This window comes from Acidovorax sp. JG5, assembly GCF_017939685.1.
GTDB lineage: Bacteria > Pseudomonadota > Gammaproteobacteria > Burkholderiales > Burkholderiaceae_C > Acidovorax.
Map to the genome: position 1 here is coordinate 86,278 of NZ_JAGKSE010000006.1, position 14,868 is coordinate 101,145.

General features: G+C 64.7%; 13 protein-coding genes. 8 read left to right on the plus strand and 5 right to left on the minus strand.

The window, feature by feature from the left end; genetic code table 11:
• Positions 1 to 42 precede the first annotated feature (42 nt).
• The 3 genes from proW to J8G26_RS09150 form a co-directional block, all read right to left on the minus strand.
• Positions 43 to 1,296, minus strand: coding sequence for a glycine betaine/L-proline ABC transporter permease ProW (gene proW / locus J8G26_RS09140; RefSeq protein ID WP_210568708.1), 1,254 nt, complete (start codon positions 1,294 to 1,296; stop codon positions 43 to 45).
• Entirely contained in the window at positions 1,293 to 2,549 is a 1,257-nt protein-coding gene (proV, locus tag J8G26_RS09145) for a glycine betaine/L-proline ABC transporter ATP-binding protein ProV (protein ID WP_210568709.1), read from the minus strand. The genes proW and proV overlap by 4 nt, the downstream gene beginning before the upstream one ends.
• 609 nt (positions 2,550 to 3,158) lie before the next feature.
• The gene (locus J8G26_RS09150; RefSeq protein ID WP_087746524.1) at positions 3,159 to 3,758 is read right to left on the minus strand and encodes a TIGR00645 family protein; all 600 of its coding nucleotides are present in this window, start codon (positions 3,756 to 3,758) and stop codon (positions 3,159 to 3,161) included.
• Between the two features lie 141 nt (positions 3,759 to 3,899).
• Here J8G26_RS09150 and acs point away from each other — a divergent pair, with 141 nt between their 5' ends.
• Complete coding sequence (gene acs, locus J8G26_RS09155) at positions 3,900 to 5,894, plus strand: acetate--CoA ligase (RefSeq protein ID WP_210568710.1); 1,995 nt, start codon at positions 3,900 to 3,902, stop codon at positions 5,892 to 5,894.
• Between the two features lie 330 nt (positions 5,895 to 6,224).
• The gene (locus J8G26_RS09160; RefSeq protein ID WP_087746520.1) at positions 6,225 to 6,692 is read left to right on the plus strand and encodes a Signal transduction histidine kinase; all 468 of its coding nucleotides are present in this window, start codon (positions 6,225 to 6,227) and stop codon (positions 6,690 to 6,692) included.
• A gap of 93 nt (positions 6,693 to 6,785) precedes the next feature.
• Here J8G26_RS09160 and J8G26_RS09165 read toward each other — a convergent pair whose 3' ends face one another.
• The gene (locus tag J8G26_RS09165; protein ID WP_086912012.1) at positions 6,786 to 7,091 is read right to left on the minus strand and encodes a c-type cytochrome; all 306 of its coding nucleotides are present in this window, start codon (positions 7,089 to 7,091) and stop codon (positions 6,786 to 6,788) included.
• Positions 7,092 to 7,208: 117 nt separating this feature from the next.
• On the opposite strand from J8G26_RS09165, the gene J8G26_RS09170 reads away from it, so the two are divergent.
• The 3 genes from J8G26_RS09170 to lgt all read left to right on the plus strand — a co-directional run bounded on the left by J8G26_RS09170 (position 7,209) and on the right by lgt (position 10,435).
• Positions 7,209 to 7,451 (plus strand): TIGR04438 family Trp-rich protein, encoded by a 243-nt coding sequence (locus J8G26_RS09170; protein ID WP_086914023.1) that lies wholly within the window; start codon positions 7,209 to 7,211, stop codon positions 7,449 to 7,451.
• Between the two features lie 88 nt (positions 7,452 to 7,539).
• Positions 7,540 to 9,396: a dihydroxy-acid dehydratase gene (gene ilvD, locus J8G26_RS09175; RefSeq protein WP_087746518.1), complete on the plus strand. Its 1,857-nt coding sequence runs from the start codon at positions 7,540 to 7,542 to the stop codon at positions 9,394 to 9,396.
• 199 nt (positions 9,397 to 9,595) lie between these two features.
• Complete coding sequence (gene lgt / locus J8G26_RS09180; RefSeq protein WP_210568711.1) at positions 9,596 to 10,435, plus strand: prolipoprotein diacylglyceryl transferase; 840 nt, start codon at positions 9,596 to 9,598, stop codon at positions 10,433 to 10,435.
• A gap of 52 nt (positions 10,436 to 10,487) precedes the next feature.
• Here the strand turns inward: lgt and J8G26_RS09185 are convergent, their stop codons facing one another.
• Entirely contained in the window at positions 10,488 to 11,300 is an 813-nt protein-coding gene (locus tag J8G26_RS09185; RefSeq protein ID WP_210568712.1) for a plasmid replication/partition related protein, read from the minus strand.
• A gap of 384 nt (positions 11,301 to 11,684) precedes the next feature.
• On the opposite strand from J8G26_RS09185, the gene J8G26_RS09190 reads away from it, so the two are divergent.
• The 3 genes from J8G26_RS09190 to J8G26_RS09200 all read left to right on the plus strand — a co-directional run bounded on the left by J8G26_RS09190 (position 11,685) and on the right by J8G26_RS09200 (position 14,866).
• Positions 11,685 to 12,353: a GntR family transcriptional regulator gene (locus J8G26_RS09190; protein ID WP_210568713.1), complete on the plus strand. Its 669-nt coding sequence runs from the start codon at positions 11,685 to 11,687 to the stop codon at positions 12,351 to 12,353.
• Positions 12,350 to 13,807 (plus strand): malonyl-CoA decarboxylase, encoded by a 1,458-nt coding sequence (locus J8G26_RS09195; protein WP_210568714.1) that lies wholly within the window; start codon positions 12,350 to 12,352, stop codon positions 13,805 to 13,807. Before J8G26_RS09190 ends, J8G26_RS09195 begins: the two co-directional genes overlap by 4 nt.
• Positions 13,808 to 13,873: 66 nt before the next feature.
• A complete protein-coding gene (locus J8G26_RS09200) occupies positions 13,874 to 14,866 on the plus strand; it encodes a tripartite tricarboxylate transporter substrate binding protein (RefSeq protein ID WP_210568715.1) in 993 nt (330 codons plus the stop codon).
• Positions 14,867 to 14,868: the final 2 nt, after the last annotated feature.

Genomic DNA, 14,868 nt, shown 5'->3' on the forward strand with positions numbered 1-14,868 from the left:
TGAATGGGCTTTGCGGGCCAGGCCCGGCAGCCGGACAGCCGATTAGCGGCGGGCTGGCGCCAACGGGGCTGGGGCTTCGGTTGCCGCCGAGGCTGCGGGCGCGGTGGTGCCGCGGCGCAGCAGGCGCCAGGCCAGGCCCACCGGGCCGGTTTGCCACCAATGGCGCACGCCCCGGCGCGGCCGGCCCATGGCCTGGGTGATGCGGTCCAGCGTGACGGCCAGCAGCACAATGCCCAGTCCGCCCACGGTGGCCAGGCCCATGTCCAGGCGGCCAATGCCGCGCAGCACCATCTGGCCCAGCCCGCCCACGGCGATCATCGAGGCGATCACCACCATCGACAGCGACAGCATCAGCGCCTGGTTGACGCCCGCCATGATGGAAGGCATTGCCAGCGGCAGCTGCACCTTGACCAGCAATTGCCAGGGCGATGCGCCATAGGCCCGCGCGGCTTCGATCAGGTCGGGGCGCACCTGGCGCAGCCCCAGGTTGGTCAGCCGCACCAGCGGCGGCAGCGCGAACACGATGGTCACGATGACGCCCGGCACGTTGCCAATGCCGAACAGCATCACCACCGGCACGAGGTAAACGAAGGCCGGCGTGGTCTGCATGGCATCGAGAAACGGGCGCGTCCAGCGCTGGGCGCGGTCGCTGGCCGCCAGCACAATGCCCAGCGGCAGACCGATCACGATGCAGAACGCCAGCGACGTCAGCACCAGCGAAAGCGTGACCATGGCCTCGGACCAGATGCCCAGCATGGCCACCACCAGCAGCGCGGCCACGGCGCCCACGGCGACGGCGCGGCCCGCAAACTGCCACGCCAGCAGGCCCAGCAGCGCCACCATGGCCAGTGCGGGCATGCTGGTGAGCAGGCTTTCCACCCAGGTCAGCGTGCCGTCAATCGGCGCGCGCACGGTCTGAAAGAAGGGGCGAAAGTTCTGCACCAGCCAGCCCAGGCCCTCGTTGATCCATGACTCGATGGGCAAAGAGCCATCCCACAACTGCTGGATTTGCCAGCCGGTGGGCGTGGCATCGGTGCTGGCCAGGTCGGTGGCTGCGGCCTGTGCCGGGGCATCCAGCCAGCTGTCGGCGCTGTCGCTGGCACCACTGCTAGCGGTGGCGGCGCCCCAGGGGTCCACGACATCGGCGGGGGCTGCGGTGCTGGCTGCATCGGGCGCCGCCGCAGGCAAATCCCAGGGTGTCACGGCCGGGCCGGATTCGCTGGCAGTCGCCCATGGATCGGTGTCGGCTGGCGGTGGCAGCACGGTGGGCTCGTAGGTGGGCAGTGCATCGTTCATGCGAAGCTCCTTTCATGGGCCGTGGTTTCCACGGGCGGTGGGGAGGGCGGAACCGGCGGTGTGTCGCGGTCCAGAAATTTCAGCAAGGTGGTTTTGCTGATGGCGCCCTGAAACTGGCCTTGCGACCCCACCACCGGCAGGGCGCAGGGCGCCTGCGCGACCTGGCCAAACAGGCCGGCCACGGGCACGTCGGCGTCAATCGCCTCCACGCCGGGCAAGAAGGCGTGTTGCAGGCCCAGCGGCCCCACATGGCCGTCGAGCGCGGTGCGCAGCGAATCGGCCGACACGGTGCCCAGGTAGCGCTGCGTCGGGCTGACCACATAGGCAAAGTCGCGGTCCTGGTCTTCCAGCTGCTTGAGCGCGGCGCGCGAGCCGCGGTCACTGTGCTCGGACACCACCGTGAAGCGCTCGCGCGCAATGTCGCCGGCCTTGAACACGGCCGCTGCATCCACGCCGCGCACAAAGCTGCGCACATAGTCGTTGGCCGGGTTGCGCAGGATGTCGTCGGGCGTGCCCACCTGCACCACCTGGCCGTCTTTCATGATGGCGATGCGGTCGCCAATGCGCATGGCCTCGTCCAGGTCGTGCGAGATGAAGACGATGGTGCGCCGCCTGACCTGCTGCAGGCGCAGCAGCTCGCTTTGCATTTCGGTGCGGATGATGGGGTCGAGCGCCGAGAACGCCTCGTCCATGAGCAGGATGGACGGATCGGACGCCAGCGCGCGCGCCAGGCCCACGCGCTGCTGCATGCCGCCCGAGAGCTCGTCGGGATAGCTGGCGCCCCAGCTGGCCAGGCCTACCTGTTCCAGCGCCTGCGCGGCCTGTGCCTGGCGCTCGGCCCGGCCCACGCCCGCCAGCTCCAGCCCCAGGGCGGTGTTGTCGAGCACGTTCATGTGCGGCATCAGTGCGAAGGACTGGAACACCATGCTGATGTCCTTGCGCCGCAGTGCGCGTAATTGCCGGCTTGTCAGGCCGCTGATGTCGGTGCCGTCCACCAGAATGCGGCCGGCGGTGGGCTCGATCAACAGGTTGAGCAGGCGCACCAGCGTGGATTTGCCCGATCCCGACAGGCCCATGACCACGAAAATTTCACCCGATTCGATGGTGAAAGTGGCGTCGAACACGCCGATCGAGTGGCCGGTGCGCTCCAAAATTTCCTGCTTGCTGCAGCCCTGGCGGACAAGTTCCAGGGCCTTGTGCGGTGCATCGCCGAAGACTTTGAACACATGGTCGATGGTGATTTTTTTGGCCACGCTGGTGGATCTCCTCGTTGAACGGGTGGAACACAGCCCTGTACGCCACTGGCGGACAGGTTCGAGCCCAAGCGAAACCCTGATGCGGCGACCGCCCCCGGCTGCGATCAGCACAGGTCGGCACGAGACAGAAGAACGCTGGCAATGCCAGGTTGGCCCGATGGCACGCAAGGTGGTGCGCAAGGGCCTGGGGTGTGTTCCAGCAGACCTCGGGGGAGGGCGCTTGGACCACGGCTGCCATCGGGCGCAGGCGCGGTGGCGGGGCATCAGGGCCGAAACTTCGGCGGGCTGGAGCGACCGCAAGGGCCACGCCAGTGAGACATTTCATCCCGGGTGGGCAGAATTACCTGCGTTGCAGGTTGTGAATCAGCCTCGAAGTATATGAATTAAGTGTTTTTGAGTCAAAACACTGGTTATTCGAAATGGCGTATAGGCGCGAGCGTACGGCGAGCGGGCGTACGGGCGTGGCATGTGGCATCGATGCGCCGCCACCCGATGCCGCCGCAGGGCAGGTGGTGCTTTTGCCCCAAAATACGGTTGCTATCAAAAAAATAGCTGCTAGCGCTTTATCTATAAGCGCTAGCAGCCAATTTCGCTAAAAATCAAGGCTCAATGCTTGTCGTGGCCGCTGCTGAGCAACTTGTCGGTGTAGGCAATGGCCAGTGCGCTGCCCAGAAAGACCACATGGATGATGGTCTGCCACATCAGCACCTTCACGTCGTAATTGGCGGCGTTGATGAAGGTCTTGAGCAGGTGGATGGAGCTGATGCCGATGATCGACAGGCCCAGTTTCACCTTCAGCACCGAGGCATTCACATGCCCCAGCCATTCGGGCTGGTCGGGGTGGTCGTCCAGGCCCAGCCGGCTCACAAAGGTTTCATAACCGCCCACGATCACCATGATGAGCAGGTTGGAAATCATCACCACGTCGATCAGCGCCAGCACGACCAGCATGATCACGGTTTCGTTCAGCGAGGTGATCTGCACCTCGGGCTTGTAGCCGATGCTGGTCACCAGGGCCTGCAGCGCTGCCTGGTTGCCAAACACGGCCTCGACCAGGTGCGACAGCTCCAGCAGAAAATGCCACACATACACGGCCTGCGCCGCAATCAACCCGAGGTAAAGCGGCAACTGCAGCCAGCGGCTGGCAAAGATCAGCGCGGGCAGGGGGCGCAGGGGAGACGGGGCTTTGGGCGTTGGGGTGGACATGAAGAACTGTGCAGGAAATGGAAAGACGCCGGATTTTAGGGTGCGCGTATGAACATGCTGTCAGCTGAACGCCCGTCAGTGGCTTGTAAGTGGGGTGGCAGACAGTACCGCCCAGTTCCATCAGACCCAGGAGACAACACCATGAGTTCGCCCCATTCCTCTATCGAGTCCGTGCTGGTTGAAAACCGCGTATTCCCGCCCTCGGATGCCGTGGTCAAAGCCGCCCGCATCTCGGGCATGGCCGGTTACGAGGCGCTGTGTGCCGAGGCCGACAAGGATTTCGAAGGCTTCTGGGCCCGCCTGGCGCGCGAGAACCTGCAGTGGACCAAGCCCTTCACCCGCACGCTGGATGAATCGAATGCGCCGTTCTTCCAGTGGTTTGCCGACGGTGAACTCAACGCATCGGCCAATTGCCTGGACCGCCACATCGGCACCCCCACCGAAAACAAGACGGCCATCATTTTCGAGGCCGACGATGGCGCGGTGACCCGCATCACCTACAAGGAACTGCTGGCCCGCGTGAGCCAGTTTGCCAACGCCCTCAAGGCCCACGGGGTGGAAAAGGGCGACCGCGTGCTGATCTACATGCCCATGACGATCGAGGGCGTCATCGCCATGCAGGCCTGTGCGCGCATTGGCGCCACGCACAGCGTGGTGTTTGGCGGCTTCAGCGCCAAGGCGGTGCACGAGCGCGTCATCGACGCGGGTGCCGTGGCCATCATCACGGCCAACTACCAGATGCGCGGCGGCAAGGAGTTGCCGCTCAAGGCCATCATCGACGAAGCACTGGCCACGGGCGGCTGCGACACCCTGCGCAACGTGTTTGTGTACGAGCGCACTCCCACGGCGTGCAACATGGTCCCGGGGCGCGACAAGACCTTCGCCCAGGCGCTGGCCGGACAGAGCACCGACTGCCCGCCCGTGGCCGTGGGCGCCGAGCACCCGCTGTTCATCCTCTACACCTCGGGCTCCACCGGCAAACCCAAGGGTGTACAGCACAGCACGGGCGGCTACCTGCTGTGGGCCAAGCTCACCATGGACTGGACGTTCGACCTGCGCGCCGACGACATCTTCTGGTGCACGGCCGACATCGGCTGGATCACGGGCCACACGTATGTGACCTATGGCCCGCTGGCCGCAGGCGCCACGCAGATCATCTTTGAAGGCATTCCCACGTTCCCGAACGCCGGGCGCTTCTGGCAGATGATCGAGCGCCACAAGTGCTCCATTTTCTACACCGCCCCCACGGCCATCCGCTCGCTCATCAAGGCGGCCGAGGGCGATGCGGCGGTGCACCCCGCGCGCTCCGATCTGTCGAGCCTGCGCATCCTGGGCAGCGTGGGCGAGCCCATCAACCCAGAAGCCTGGATGTGGTACTACAAACATGTGGGTGGCGAGCGTTGCCCCATCGTGGACACCTTCTGGCAAACCGAAACCGGCGGCCACGTCATCACGCCGCTGCCCGGCGCCACGCCGCTGGTGCCCGGCAGCTGCACGCTGCCACTGCCCGGCATCATCGCTGCCATCGTGGACGAAACGGGCAACGACGTGGCCAATGGCGCGGGCGGTATTTTGGTCATCAAACGCCCCTGGCCCAGCATGATCCGCACCATCTGGAACGACCCCGAGCGCTTCAAGAAGAGCTATTTCCCCGAAGAACTCAAGGGCTACTACCTGGCGGGCGATGGCGCCGTGCGCAGCGCCGACCGCGGTTATTTCCGCATCACGGGCCGCATCGACGACGTGCTCAACGTCTCGGGCCACCGCATGGGCACGATGGAAATCGAATCGGCGCTGGTCTCCAAGACCGACCTGGTGGCCGAGGCCGCCGTGGTGGGCCGCCCCGACGATCTGACCGGCGAGGCGATTTGCGCCTTCGTGGTGCTCAAGCGCTCGCGCCCCACGGGCGAGGAAGCCAAGCAGATCGCCAACGAGTTGCGCAACTGGGTGGCCAAGGAAATCGGCCCCATTGCCAAGCCCAAGGACATCCGCTTTGGCGACAACCTGCCCAAGACCCGCAGCGGCAAGATCATGCGCCGCCTGCTGCGCAGCATCGCCAAGGGCGAAGCCATCACGCAGGACACCAGCACGCTGGAAAATCCCGCAATTCTGGATCAGTTGTCGCAGACCAACTGATCCAGAAGGCGCCGAAAGGCGCCAGCGCGCAGCGCTTGCGGGATTTGTGGACACTCATATCGCGCAGCGATGTGATGTGGCCACAAAATCCTCGTCGCTCNGTGGACACTCATATCGCGCAGCGATGTGATGTGGCCACAAAATCCTCGTCGCTCGTTCACCGCTCATCATCGAAGCCGGCAGACCAACTGATCCAGAAGGCGCCGAAAGGCGCCAGCGCGCAGCGCTTGCGGGATTTTCCTGCGTGCGTCAGGTGGGCATGAGGTACAACACAACACCCGCATCCCGGCCATATCGACTGGGACGTCGTTTGTTTACTGGAGTACTTTTATGCAAATGCGATCGACCATCTTGCTCATCATCGTGCTGGCCATCACCGCCCTGGCTGCGCTGAACTGGGAACTGCTGGCAGCGTCTTCCATGGTGTCGGTAGGGCTGATGACCTTCGAGGCCCCCCTGGGCTTGCTGATGCTGGGGCTGACCGCGCTGTTGGGTGTGTTCGGTGTGGCCTATGTGCTTTCCTTGCAGGGCTCGGTGCTGATGGATGCACGCCGCCATACCAAGGAAATGCAGGCGCAGCGCGAACTGGCCGACAAGGCCGAAGCGTCGCGTTTTACCGAGCTGCGCAGCTTTCTCGAAGCCCAGCATGTGCAGGCCCAGGCAGCGTTGCTGGAGCGGCTGAACAACCTGGAGTCCCGCCTGACCGCAAGGGCTGAAGAATCGGACAACTCCACGGCTGCCTATGTGGGGCAACTGGAGCAACAGCTGCGGGCGCGTCCGGGAAGCAGCATCGTGTGAGAAGGAGCGCTTCCAAAACAAAGGCCGCGCTCCCAGAGGGAAAGCGCGGCCAGAGGATGCAGAGCGTGCGCTCTGCAGCGGCACATTGCCGAATTACTTTTGCGTCAGAACCCAGGCAGCCAGTTTCTTGGCGTCTGCTTCATTGACCTGTGCATTCGCGGGCATGGGAACGGGGCCCCACACGCCAGAACCACCCTTGACAATCTTGGCGGCCAGCTTGTCCACCGCGTCCTTTTGGCCGGCGTACTTGGCAGCCACATCCTTGTACGAGGGGCCGACCATTTTCTTGTCCACTGCATGGCATGCCATGCAATTCTTCGACGTGGCCAATGCCAGATCGGCCATTGCGGGGGCTGCGACCGACAGTGTCATGGCAAGAGCGATCAGGGTGCGTTTCATGGTGGAGTTTCCTGAGGTTAGGTTACAGTGCTTATAACGAAATTGTAGTGATTTGGGTTGACGTTTCCATGTCTTTTGTCAATTCATTCATCGAATATGCGTTTTTTGGAGTTGAAGATGTACCTGTTGGGCCTCGGTCTTGTTCTGGCGTTGCTGAAATACCTTGAAATCGAACCGGTTGCCGCGTGGTCATGGTGGTGGGTGCTGTCGCCGTTTGCCATCACGGCCCTGTGGTGGGCATGGGCCGACGCCACGGGTTACACCAAGCGCAAGGCCATGGAAAAGATGGACCAGCGCAAGCAGGACCGCATCAACAAGCACAAGGAAGCGCTGGGCATTCAGCCGCGCAAGCCGCGTTAGGCCTTGTGGTATCGCGGGGTAACCCCCGCAGAGATAATTGCCCATACATTGCCCCTGATTCCCGAGTAACCCTTTACCACACATCACGATGCCTGTTTACCGCTCAAAAACCTCCACTGCCGGTCGCAACATGGCAGGTGCGCGTTCGCTCTGGCGTGCCACCGGCATGAAGGACGACGATTTTCAAAAGCCCATCATTGCGGTGGTCAATTCGTTCACCCAGTTCGTGCCCGGCCATGTGCACCTGAAAGATCTGGGCCAGCTCGTCGCCCGCGAGATCGAAGCGGCAGGCGGTGTGGCCAAGGAGTTCAACACCATCGCCGTGGATGACGGCATCGCCATGGGCCACGACGGCATGCTGTATTCGCTGCCCAGCCGCGACATCATTGCGGACTCGGTCGAATACATGGTCAACGCGCACTGCGCCGATGCCATGGTGTGCATCTCCAACTGCGACAAAATCACGCCCGGCATGCTGATGGCGGCCATGCGGCTGAACATTCCCGTGGTGTTTGTTTCGGGCGGCCCCATGGAGGCTGGCAAGGTCAACAAGACCGACCCCACCACCCATGCCGTCACCTTCAAGAAGCTCGACCTGATCGACGCCATGGTGATGGCGGCGGATGACAAGGTGTCTGACGCCGACGTGGCCGAAATCGAGCGCTCTGCCTGCCCGACCTGCGGCTCGTGTTCGGGCATGTTCACCGCCAATTCGATGAACTGCCTGACCGAAGCGCTGGGCCTTTCGCTGCCTGGCAATGGCACGGTGGTGGCGACGCACGCCGACCGTGAGCAGCTCTTCAAACGCGCCGGCCGTCTGGTGGTGGAACTGTGCAAGCGCCACTACGAACAAGATGACCACAGCGTGTTGCCACGCTCGATGGGCTTCAAGGCGTTCGAAAACGCCATGACGCTGGACATCGCCATGGGCGGCTCGACCAACACCATCCTGCACATCCTGGCGATCGCGCAAGAGGCCGAAATCGACTTCACGATGGCCGACATCGACCGCCTTTCGCGCCTGGTGCCGCAGCTGTGCAAGGTGGCGCCCAACACCGACAAGTACCACATCGAAGACGTGCACCGCGCGGGCGGCATCATGGCCATCCTGGGCGAGCTGGACCGGGCCGGCAAGCTGCACACCGACACGCCTACCGTGCACGCCAAAACCATGAAGGACGCGCTGGACGAATGGGACATTGCCCGCAACCCATCGGACGCGGTCAAGACCTTCTACATGGCTGGCCCCGGCGGCATCCCCACGCAGGTGGCGTTCAGCCAGAACGCACGCTGGCCCAGCCTCGACCTGGACCGCGCCAAGGGCTGCATCCGCTCGGGCGACCACGCCTTCTCGCAAGAGGGCGGCTTGGCCGTGCTGCGTGGCAACATCGCGCTGGACGGCTGCGTGGTCAAGACCGCTGGCGTGGACGACGCGCTGCTGGTGTTTGAAGGCACAGCCCATGTGACCGAGTCGCAGGACGAGGCCGTGGCCAATATTCTGAACGACAAGGTGAAGGCCGGTGACGTGGTGATCGTGCGCTACGAAGGCCCCAAGGGCGGTCCCGGCATGCAGGAGATGCTGTACCCCACCAGCTACATCAAGTCCAAGGGCCTGGGCAAGGCCTGCGCGTTGCTGACCGATGGCCGCTTCTCCGGCGGCACCTCGGGCCTGTCTATCGGCCATGCCTCGCCCGAGGCCGCTGCCGGTGGCGCGATTGGCCTGGTACGCAATGGCGACCGCATCCGCATCGACATTCCCAATCGCTCCATCAATGTGCTGGTGTCGGACGAAGAGCTGGCCAAGCGCCGAGCCGAGCAGGACAAGCTGGGCTGGAAGCCCGCGCAGCCACGGCCGCGCAAGGTGTCCGCCGCCCTCAAGGCCTATGCCAAACTGGTGATGTCGGCCGACAAGGGCGCCGTGCGCGACCTGTCGCTGCTGGACTGACACTGCCCCGGCGCCCAGGCGCCGCCTGCCAAAACCCGCCGGCCCACCCGCTGGTGGGTTTTCTTTTTTGGTGCTCTTTTATTGATAGCTTGAAGCGCTTGGTGCATATGCGCTGAGGGGCAATTTTCCTTGCAATTGCCAGGCATTACCGTCCAGGTTTCCGCTCCGCCGCGTCGCGCCGGGCACAATACCGCCCACCATGCTGACCTACCCCCACATCGACCCCGTTGCCCTGCAGATCGGCCCCTTGGCCGTGCACTGGTATGGCCTGACTTATCTCGCCGCCTTTGGCCTGTTCATGCTGCTGGGCATGCGCCGCCTGCGCCATGAACCCTTTGCGTCCATCACCGGGCCGGGTGCCTGGTCACGCAGGGATGTCGAGGACATTCTTTTTCTCGGCGTGGTCGGCGTGGTGGCCGGAGGGCGGCTGGGCTACTGCCTGTTCTACAAGCCGGGTTACTACCTTACCCATCCCCTGGAGATTTTTGCCGTGTGGCAGGGCGGGATGAGCTTTCATGGTGGGTTGCTGGGCGTGATTGCGGCGATGCTGTGGTTTGCCCATTCGCGCAAGCGCCCCTGGCTGCAGGTGGCCGATTTCGTGGCGCCCTGCGTGCCCACGGGGCTGGCGGCCGGGCGCGTGGGCAATTTCATCAATGGCGAGCTGTGGGGCCGTTTTGCCAGCCCCGACCTGCCCTGGGGCATGGTCTTTGCGCACAGCGGCTCGATGCAGCCGCGCCACCCGTCGCAGGTGTACCAGTTTCTGCTGGAAGGCTTGCTGCTGTTTGTGCTGTTGTGGCTGTATGCGCGCCGCGAGCGCCGCCAGGGCCAGGTGGCAGCGGCGTTTTTGGTGGGTTACGGCGTGTTCCGCTTCATTGCCGAGTATTTCCGTGAACCCGATGCGTTTCTGGGGCTCTTGTCACTGGGCATGAGCATGGGCCAGTGGCTGTGCCTGCCGATGATCGTGGCCGGCGTGGGCCTGTGGGTGTGGGCGCAGCGCCAGCCTGTTACGCCACGAAATGTGCCACGAAAATCCCCATGAAATATGCCGCTAGCGCTTTTGCATCAAGCGCTGGCAGCTATTAAAAGTATAGTTACTGCCGCGCGCTGAGTTCGGCCACCTGCTGGCGCAGGGCGGCGTTCTCGGCCGTCAGCTCGGCCACCCGTTGCTGCAGGGCGGCCACCGTGTCGGGCTCGGCGTCACCTGCTGGTGCAACCGCTTCCTCGCGCGGCTTGCGCTTGGCATCACGCACGCGCTTGGCCGCCTGCTTGAGCTCGTCCTTGCCGGCGATGGCTGCCGCCACCTGTTCTTCGGCAGGCAGGCTGGCCACTGCGGCTGCGGCATTGAGCGAGATCGTGCCGGATTTGACGGCCGCCACCACTTCGGGCGCCGCCTGCTTGCGGATTTTTTCGATCATCACCACCTGGCTGCTGCTCAAGCGCGCGGCCCGGGCAATGGCTTCGCGGCTGTTCAGGGGTTCGGGCGCCAACTCCGGGGTGGCTGGGGCCGGGGGCTCGGCGTTGCCTGCCGTGTCGTGCACGGTGGGCGTTGGCGCAGGGCCGGCGGCTGCCAAGGCGGCGCGCCGCTCGGCCACGATCTCGCGTTTGCGCAGCGCCAGCACGCCGCGCTGAAAGTCTGAAACGCTGCGCCGGCCCAGGTGCTGGTCGATCATCCACAGGTGCACGTCTTCCATCGACTGAAAGCGCGTGTTCTGCACTGTCTGGAACGGCAGGCCATGCTTTTGGCAGATGCCATAGCGGTTGTGTCCGTCCACCAGCACATCGCCCCACAGCACCAGGGCGTCGCGGCATCCCTCGGCCAGCAGGCTGCGCTCCAGCGACTCGTGTTCCTCCGGGGTCAGCGGATCGATATAGGCTTGAAGGTCTTGGTTGATGACGATGTTCATGGGCGCGCAATAGGGGGAGCAGGGCAGGGGCGGCATTGTAGGTGCACCGTGCGCCCGTGCACCGTGCACCGCGCTGTCGGCGGCTACCTGCGAGCCGGCCAGGCGGGCAGACAACACGGCAAGGCGGCAACACGGCAAGGGGCCCCGCCTCGGGGTGCTGGCAACTGTGTTCTTTTGGCGCGTCGGCTGGCGTCCTTGGTGGAGCCTGCTGGTAAGCCCTGATGGATTTTTGGCGCGTCATTTCCAATAATTACCAGAAATTACGTCAAATATGCCGCGTTGAGGCCCTGTTTGATGGGGTTGCGAGACGATAAGACACTGGGCCCTTGCTGAGGTGTGCGCCACCCGCAGGTTCCCCGGCCCACCCAGGAGCCTTTGCCCGCCATGCGCACCGTTGCCAATTCCCTGCACGACGAAGCCGCATCGCGGCTGCGCGAGCAGATTTTTGCGGGTTCGTTGCCGCCCGGCAGTTTCCTGGATGAAGCCGCCTTGTGCGAGCGGCTGGCCATATCGCGCACCCCGCTGCGCGAGGCACTCAAGGTGCTGGTGGCCGAAGGCCTGCTGCGCCACGAGCCGCGCCGGGGCTGCTTTGTGGCCGAGGTCACCGAGCGCGATCTGGACGAAATCTTCCCCGTGATCGCGCTGCTGGAGGGCCGCGCGGCGCTTGAAGCCACCCGCCGCGCAGGCGATGCCGATGTGGCCGCGCTGGAGGTGCTGCACCAGCGCCTGCAGCAGTGCGCTGCCGAGGGGCGCATCACCGACTACTACGCGGTCAATCACGCTATCCATGAGGCCTTCATCACGCTGGCCGACAACCGCTGGCTGGCCCAGGTGATTGGTGATTTGCGCAAGATTTTGCGCCTGGCCCGCTTGCAGCAATTGCATGCGCCGGGGCGCCTGCAGCAAAGCCTGGCCGAGCACCTGGCGGTGTTTGACGCCCTCAAACGCCGCGACAGCGAAGCCGCCGAATCGGCCATGCGCACCCATCTGCTGCACCAGCGCGAGGCGCTGCGTGATGTAGCCCGCAACCAGCAATCCCGATTGAACCCATGACCAATACCACCGAATGGATCACCCGCAGCGTTTCGCGACTGCGTTCCGTGAAGGCGCCCAAAGCGGCAACGGACAAGCAGGCCGCCGATGGCGCCGCCAAGGCCCCGGCGCCGCGCTCTACCCACGAGCGCCTGCAGGCCACGTTGCGGCGCGGCAATGAGTCGCTGTCGCCGCGCGCGCTGCGCCGCCTGCTGGCCGATCTGCAGGAAGTGGTGGCCCCGCAGGTCAGTGAACTGGAAGGCGGCCGCCGCGCCCAGGCCGTGGCCGCGTGGTACGGCCAGGCCGCACCCGAAGAGCGGCGCGACATGTGGCTGCTGCTGTGCGAGCAGTTCGCGCCCGATGCCACGCGTTTTCAGTCGGCACGCCAGCGCTACGAAGCCGCCGCCGGCACGGCGGACGAAATGCAGGCCGAAATCAGCCTGCGCCGCTCGCTGGTGTCGCCGCGCACGCGGCTGCTGCAGCGCTTTGCGGTGTTTCCCGAGGGCATGCGCTTTCTGGTGGACCTGCGCGCCGAGCTGCTGCCCCAGCTCAAGTCCGACAAGCGCCTGGTGGCCCTGGACGCAGATCTGGAGCACCTGTTCTCCACCTGGTTCGACGTGGCTTTTCTGGAGCTCAAGCGCCTGTCGTGGGATTCGCCGGCCTCGTTGATCGAAAAGCTCATCAAATACGAGGCCGTGCACGACATCCGCAGCTGGGCCGACCTGAAAAACCGGCTCGACAGCGACCGCCGCTGCTACGGCTTCTTTCACCCGCGCCTGCCCAACGAGCCGCTGATCTTTGTCGAAGTGGCGCTGGTGGACCACATTTCCAGCAGCATCACGCCGCTGCTGGACGAAGCGGCGGCACCGGCCGACCTGAAAAAGGCCACCACCGCCATCTTCTATTCGATCAGCAACACGCAGCCGGGGCTGCGCGGCGTGAGCTTTGGCGATTCGCTCATCAAGCATGTGGTGGAAACGCTCACGGCCGATTTTCCGCGCCTGCGCACCTTTGCCACGCTGTCGCCGATTCCGGGCTTTCGGGCCTGGCTGGGCAAGAACGCCGGGGCCATGCTGCAGCGCCTGGACCACAAGCGCCGCGCCGAACTGGGCCGGGCGGTGGGGGCCGAGCTGCCGCAGGCCACCCATCTGCTTGCTGCCGCGGACAAGGCGCTGGAGCTGGATGCGCGCTCGCCCGTGCGCCAGATGTTGCTGGAATGCGCCGCGTACTATCTGGGCCGCGAGCTGCACGATGGCAAGCCCGTGGATGCGGTGGCGCGGTTTCACCTGGGCAACGGCGCCCGTGTGGAACGGCTCAACTGGGCCGGTGATCCCTCGGCCAAGGGCATGAAGCAATCGTATGGACTGATGGTGAACTACCTGTACGACCTCAAGCGCATCGACAAGCACCGCGGCATGCTGGCCCAGGGCAAGGTGCCGGTGTCGGGGGACATCGACAGCCTGTGCCGTGGTTGACGGGCAACGCGCCGGAATTCTTCCCTCGCTTCTCTTTCCATTTTTACAACGACGACAGGAGACAAAATGAAAGAACACCGCATGCAGCGCCGCACGCTGCTGGCCAGTGCCGCATCCGCAGGTCTGGCGATGGCTTCGGGCGGCAGCTGGGCGCAGGCCGCCTGGCCCATCAAGCCGGTGAGCCTGGTGGTGCCGTTTCCGGCAGGGGGCGGCACCGACGCCTTTGCGCGCCCACTGGCCGCGCAGTTTGCCAAGGTGACGGGCAAGACGCTGGTGATTGACAACCGGGGCGGGGCGGGCGGCACCGTGGGCGCCAGCTATGCGGCCAAGGGCGCGCCCGATGGCTACACCCTGTTCATGGGCGCCGTGCACCATGCCATCGCGCCGTCGATGTACCCCCGGCTTGACTACGACATCGAGAAAGACTTCATCCCCCTGGCGCTGCTGGCCAATGTGCCGCAGGTGCTGGTGGTCAATCCCAAGGCCGTGCAGGCCAGCAACTTCAAGCAGTTTCTGGAACACCTCAAGCGCAACCCGGCCAGGCTCAACTACGGCTCGGCGGGCGCGGGCACCTCGCACCACCTGGCCGGCGAGCTGTTCAAGCAGCAGACGGGCACCTTCATCACGCACATTCCCTACCGCGGTGCCGGTCCGGCGCTGCAGGACCTGATTGCGGGCAATGTGGACATGATGTTCGACGGCCTGGGTTCGTCGGCCACCCACATCAAGAGCGGCCGCATCAAGGCGCTGATGGTGTCGGGCAGCCAGCGCAACCCGGCCTTTCCCGACGTGCCTTGCGCCGCCGAGGTGGGCCTGCCCGACTACACCGTCACCACCTGGTACGGCCTGTGGGCGCCCAAGGGCACGCCGGCCGATGTGCAGGCGCGCATCATCGAAGACATCCGCCGCATCGGCACCGCCGATGAAATCAAGGCCATCTGGGCCAGCAACGGGGCGGACTACGGCGGCATGGCGCAGGCGCAGTTTGCAAAATTCGTCAGTGCCGAGGTTCGGCGCTGGGCGCAGGTGGTCAAGGCCGCCGGCGCCAGGCTGGATTGAAG

What these genes read in the sequence shown, in the direction of transcription:
- proW (WP_210568708.1), bottom strand. Translation starts at nt 1,296, where the DNA reads ATGAACGATGCACTGCCCACCTACGAGCCCACCGTGCTGCCACCGCCA.
- J8G26_RS09150 (WP_087746524.1), bottom strand. Translation starts at nt 3,758, where the DNA reads ATGTCCACCCCAACGCCCAAAGCCCCGTCTCCCCTGCGCCCCCTGCCC.
- acs (WP_210568710.1), top strand. Translation starts at nt 3,900, where the DNA reads ATGAGTTCGCCCCATTCCTCTATCGAGTCCGTGCTGGTTGAAAACCGC.
- J8G26_RS09160 (WP_087746520.1), top strand. Translation starts at nt 6,225, where the DNA reads ATGCAAATGCGATCGACCATCTTGCTCATCATCGTGCTGGCCATCACC.
- J8G26_RS09165 (WP_086912012.1), bottom strand. Translation starts at nt 7,091, where the DNA reads ATGAAACGCACCCTGATCGCTCTTGCCATGACACTGTCGGTCGCAGCC.
- J8G26_RS09170 (WP_086914023.1), top strand. Translation starts at nt 7,209, where the DNA reads ATGTACCTGTTGGGCCTCGGTCTTGTTCTGGCGTTGCTGAAATACCTT.
- ilvD (WP_087746518.1), top strand. Translation starts at nt 7,540, where the DNA reads ATGCCTGTTTACCGCTCAAAAACCTCCACTGCCGGTCGCAACATGGCA.
- lgt (WP_210568711.1), top strand. Translation starts at nt 9,596, where the DNA reads ATGCTGACCTACCCCCACATCGACCCCGTTGCCCTGCAGATCGGCCCC.
- J8G26_RS09185 (WP_210568712.1), bottom strand. Translation starts at nt 11,300, where the DNA reads ATGAACATCGTCATCAACCAAGACCTTCAAGCCTATATCGATCCGCTG.
- J8G26_RS09190 (WP_210568713.1), top strand. Translation starts at nt 11,685, where the DNA reads ATGCGCACCGTTGCCAATTCCCTGCACGACGAAGCCGCATCGCGGCTG.
- J8G26_RS09195 (WP_210568714.1), top strand. Translation starts at nt 12,350, where the DNA reads ATGACCAATACCACCGAATGGATCACCCGCAGCGTTTCGCGACTGCGT.
- J8G26_RS09200 (WP_210568715.1), top strand. Translation starts at nt 13,874, where the DNA reads ATGAAAGAACACCGCATGCAGCGCCGCACGCTGCTGGCCAGTGCCGCA.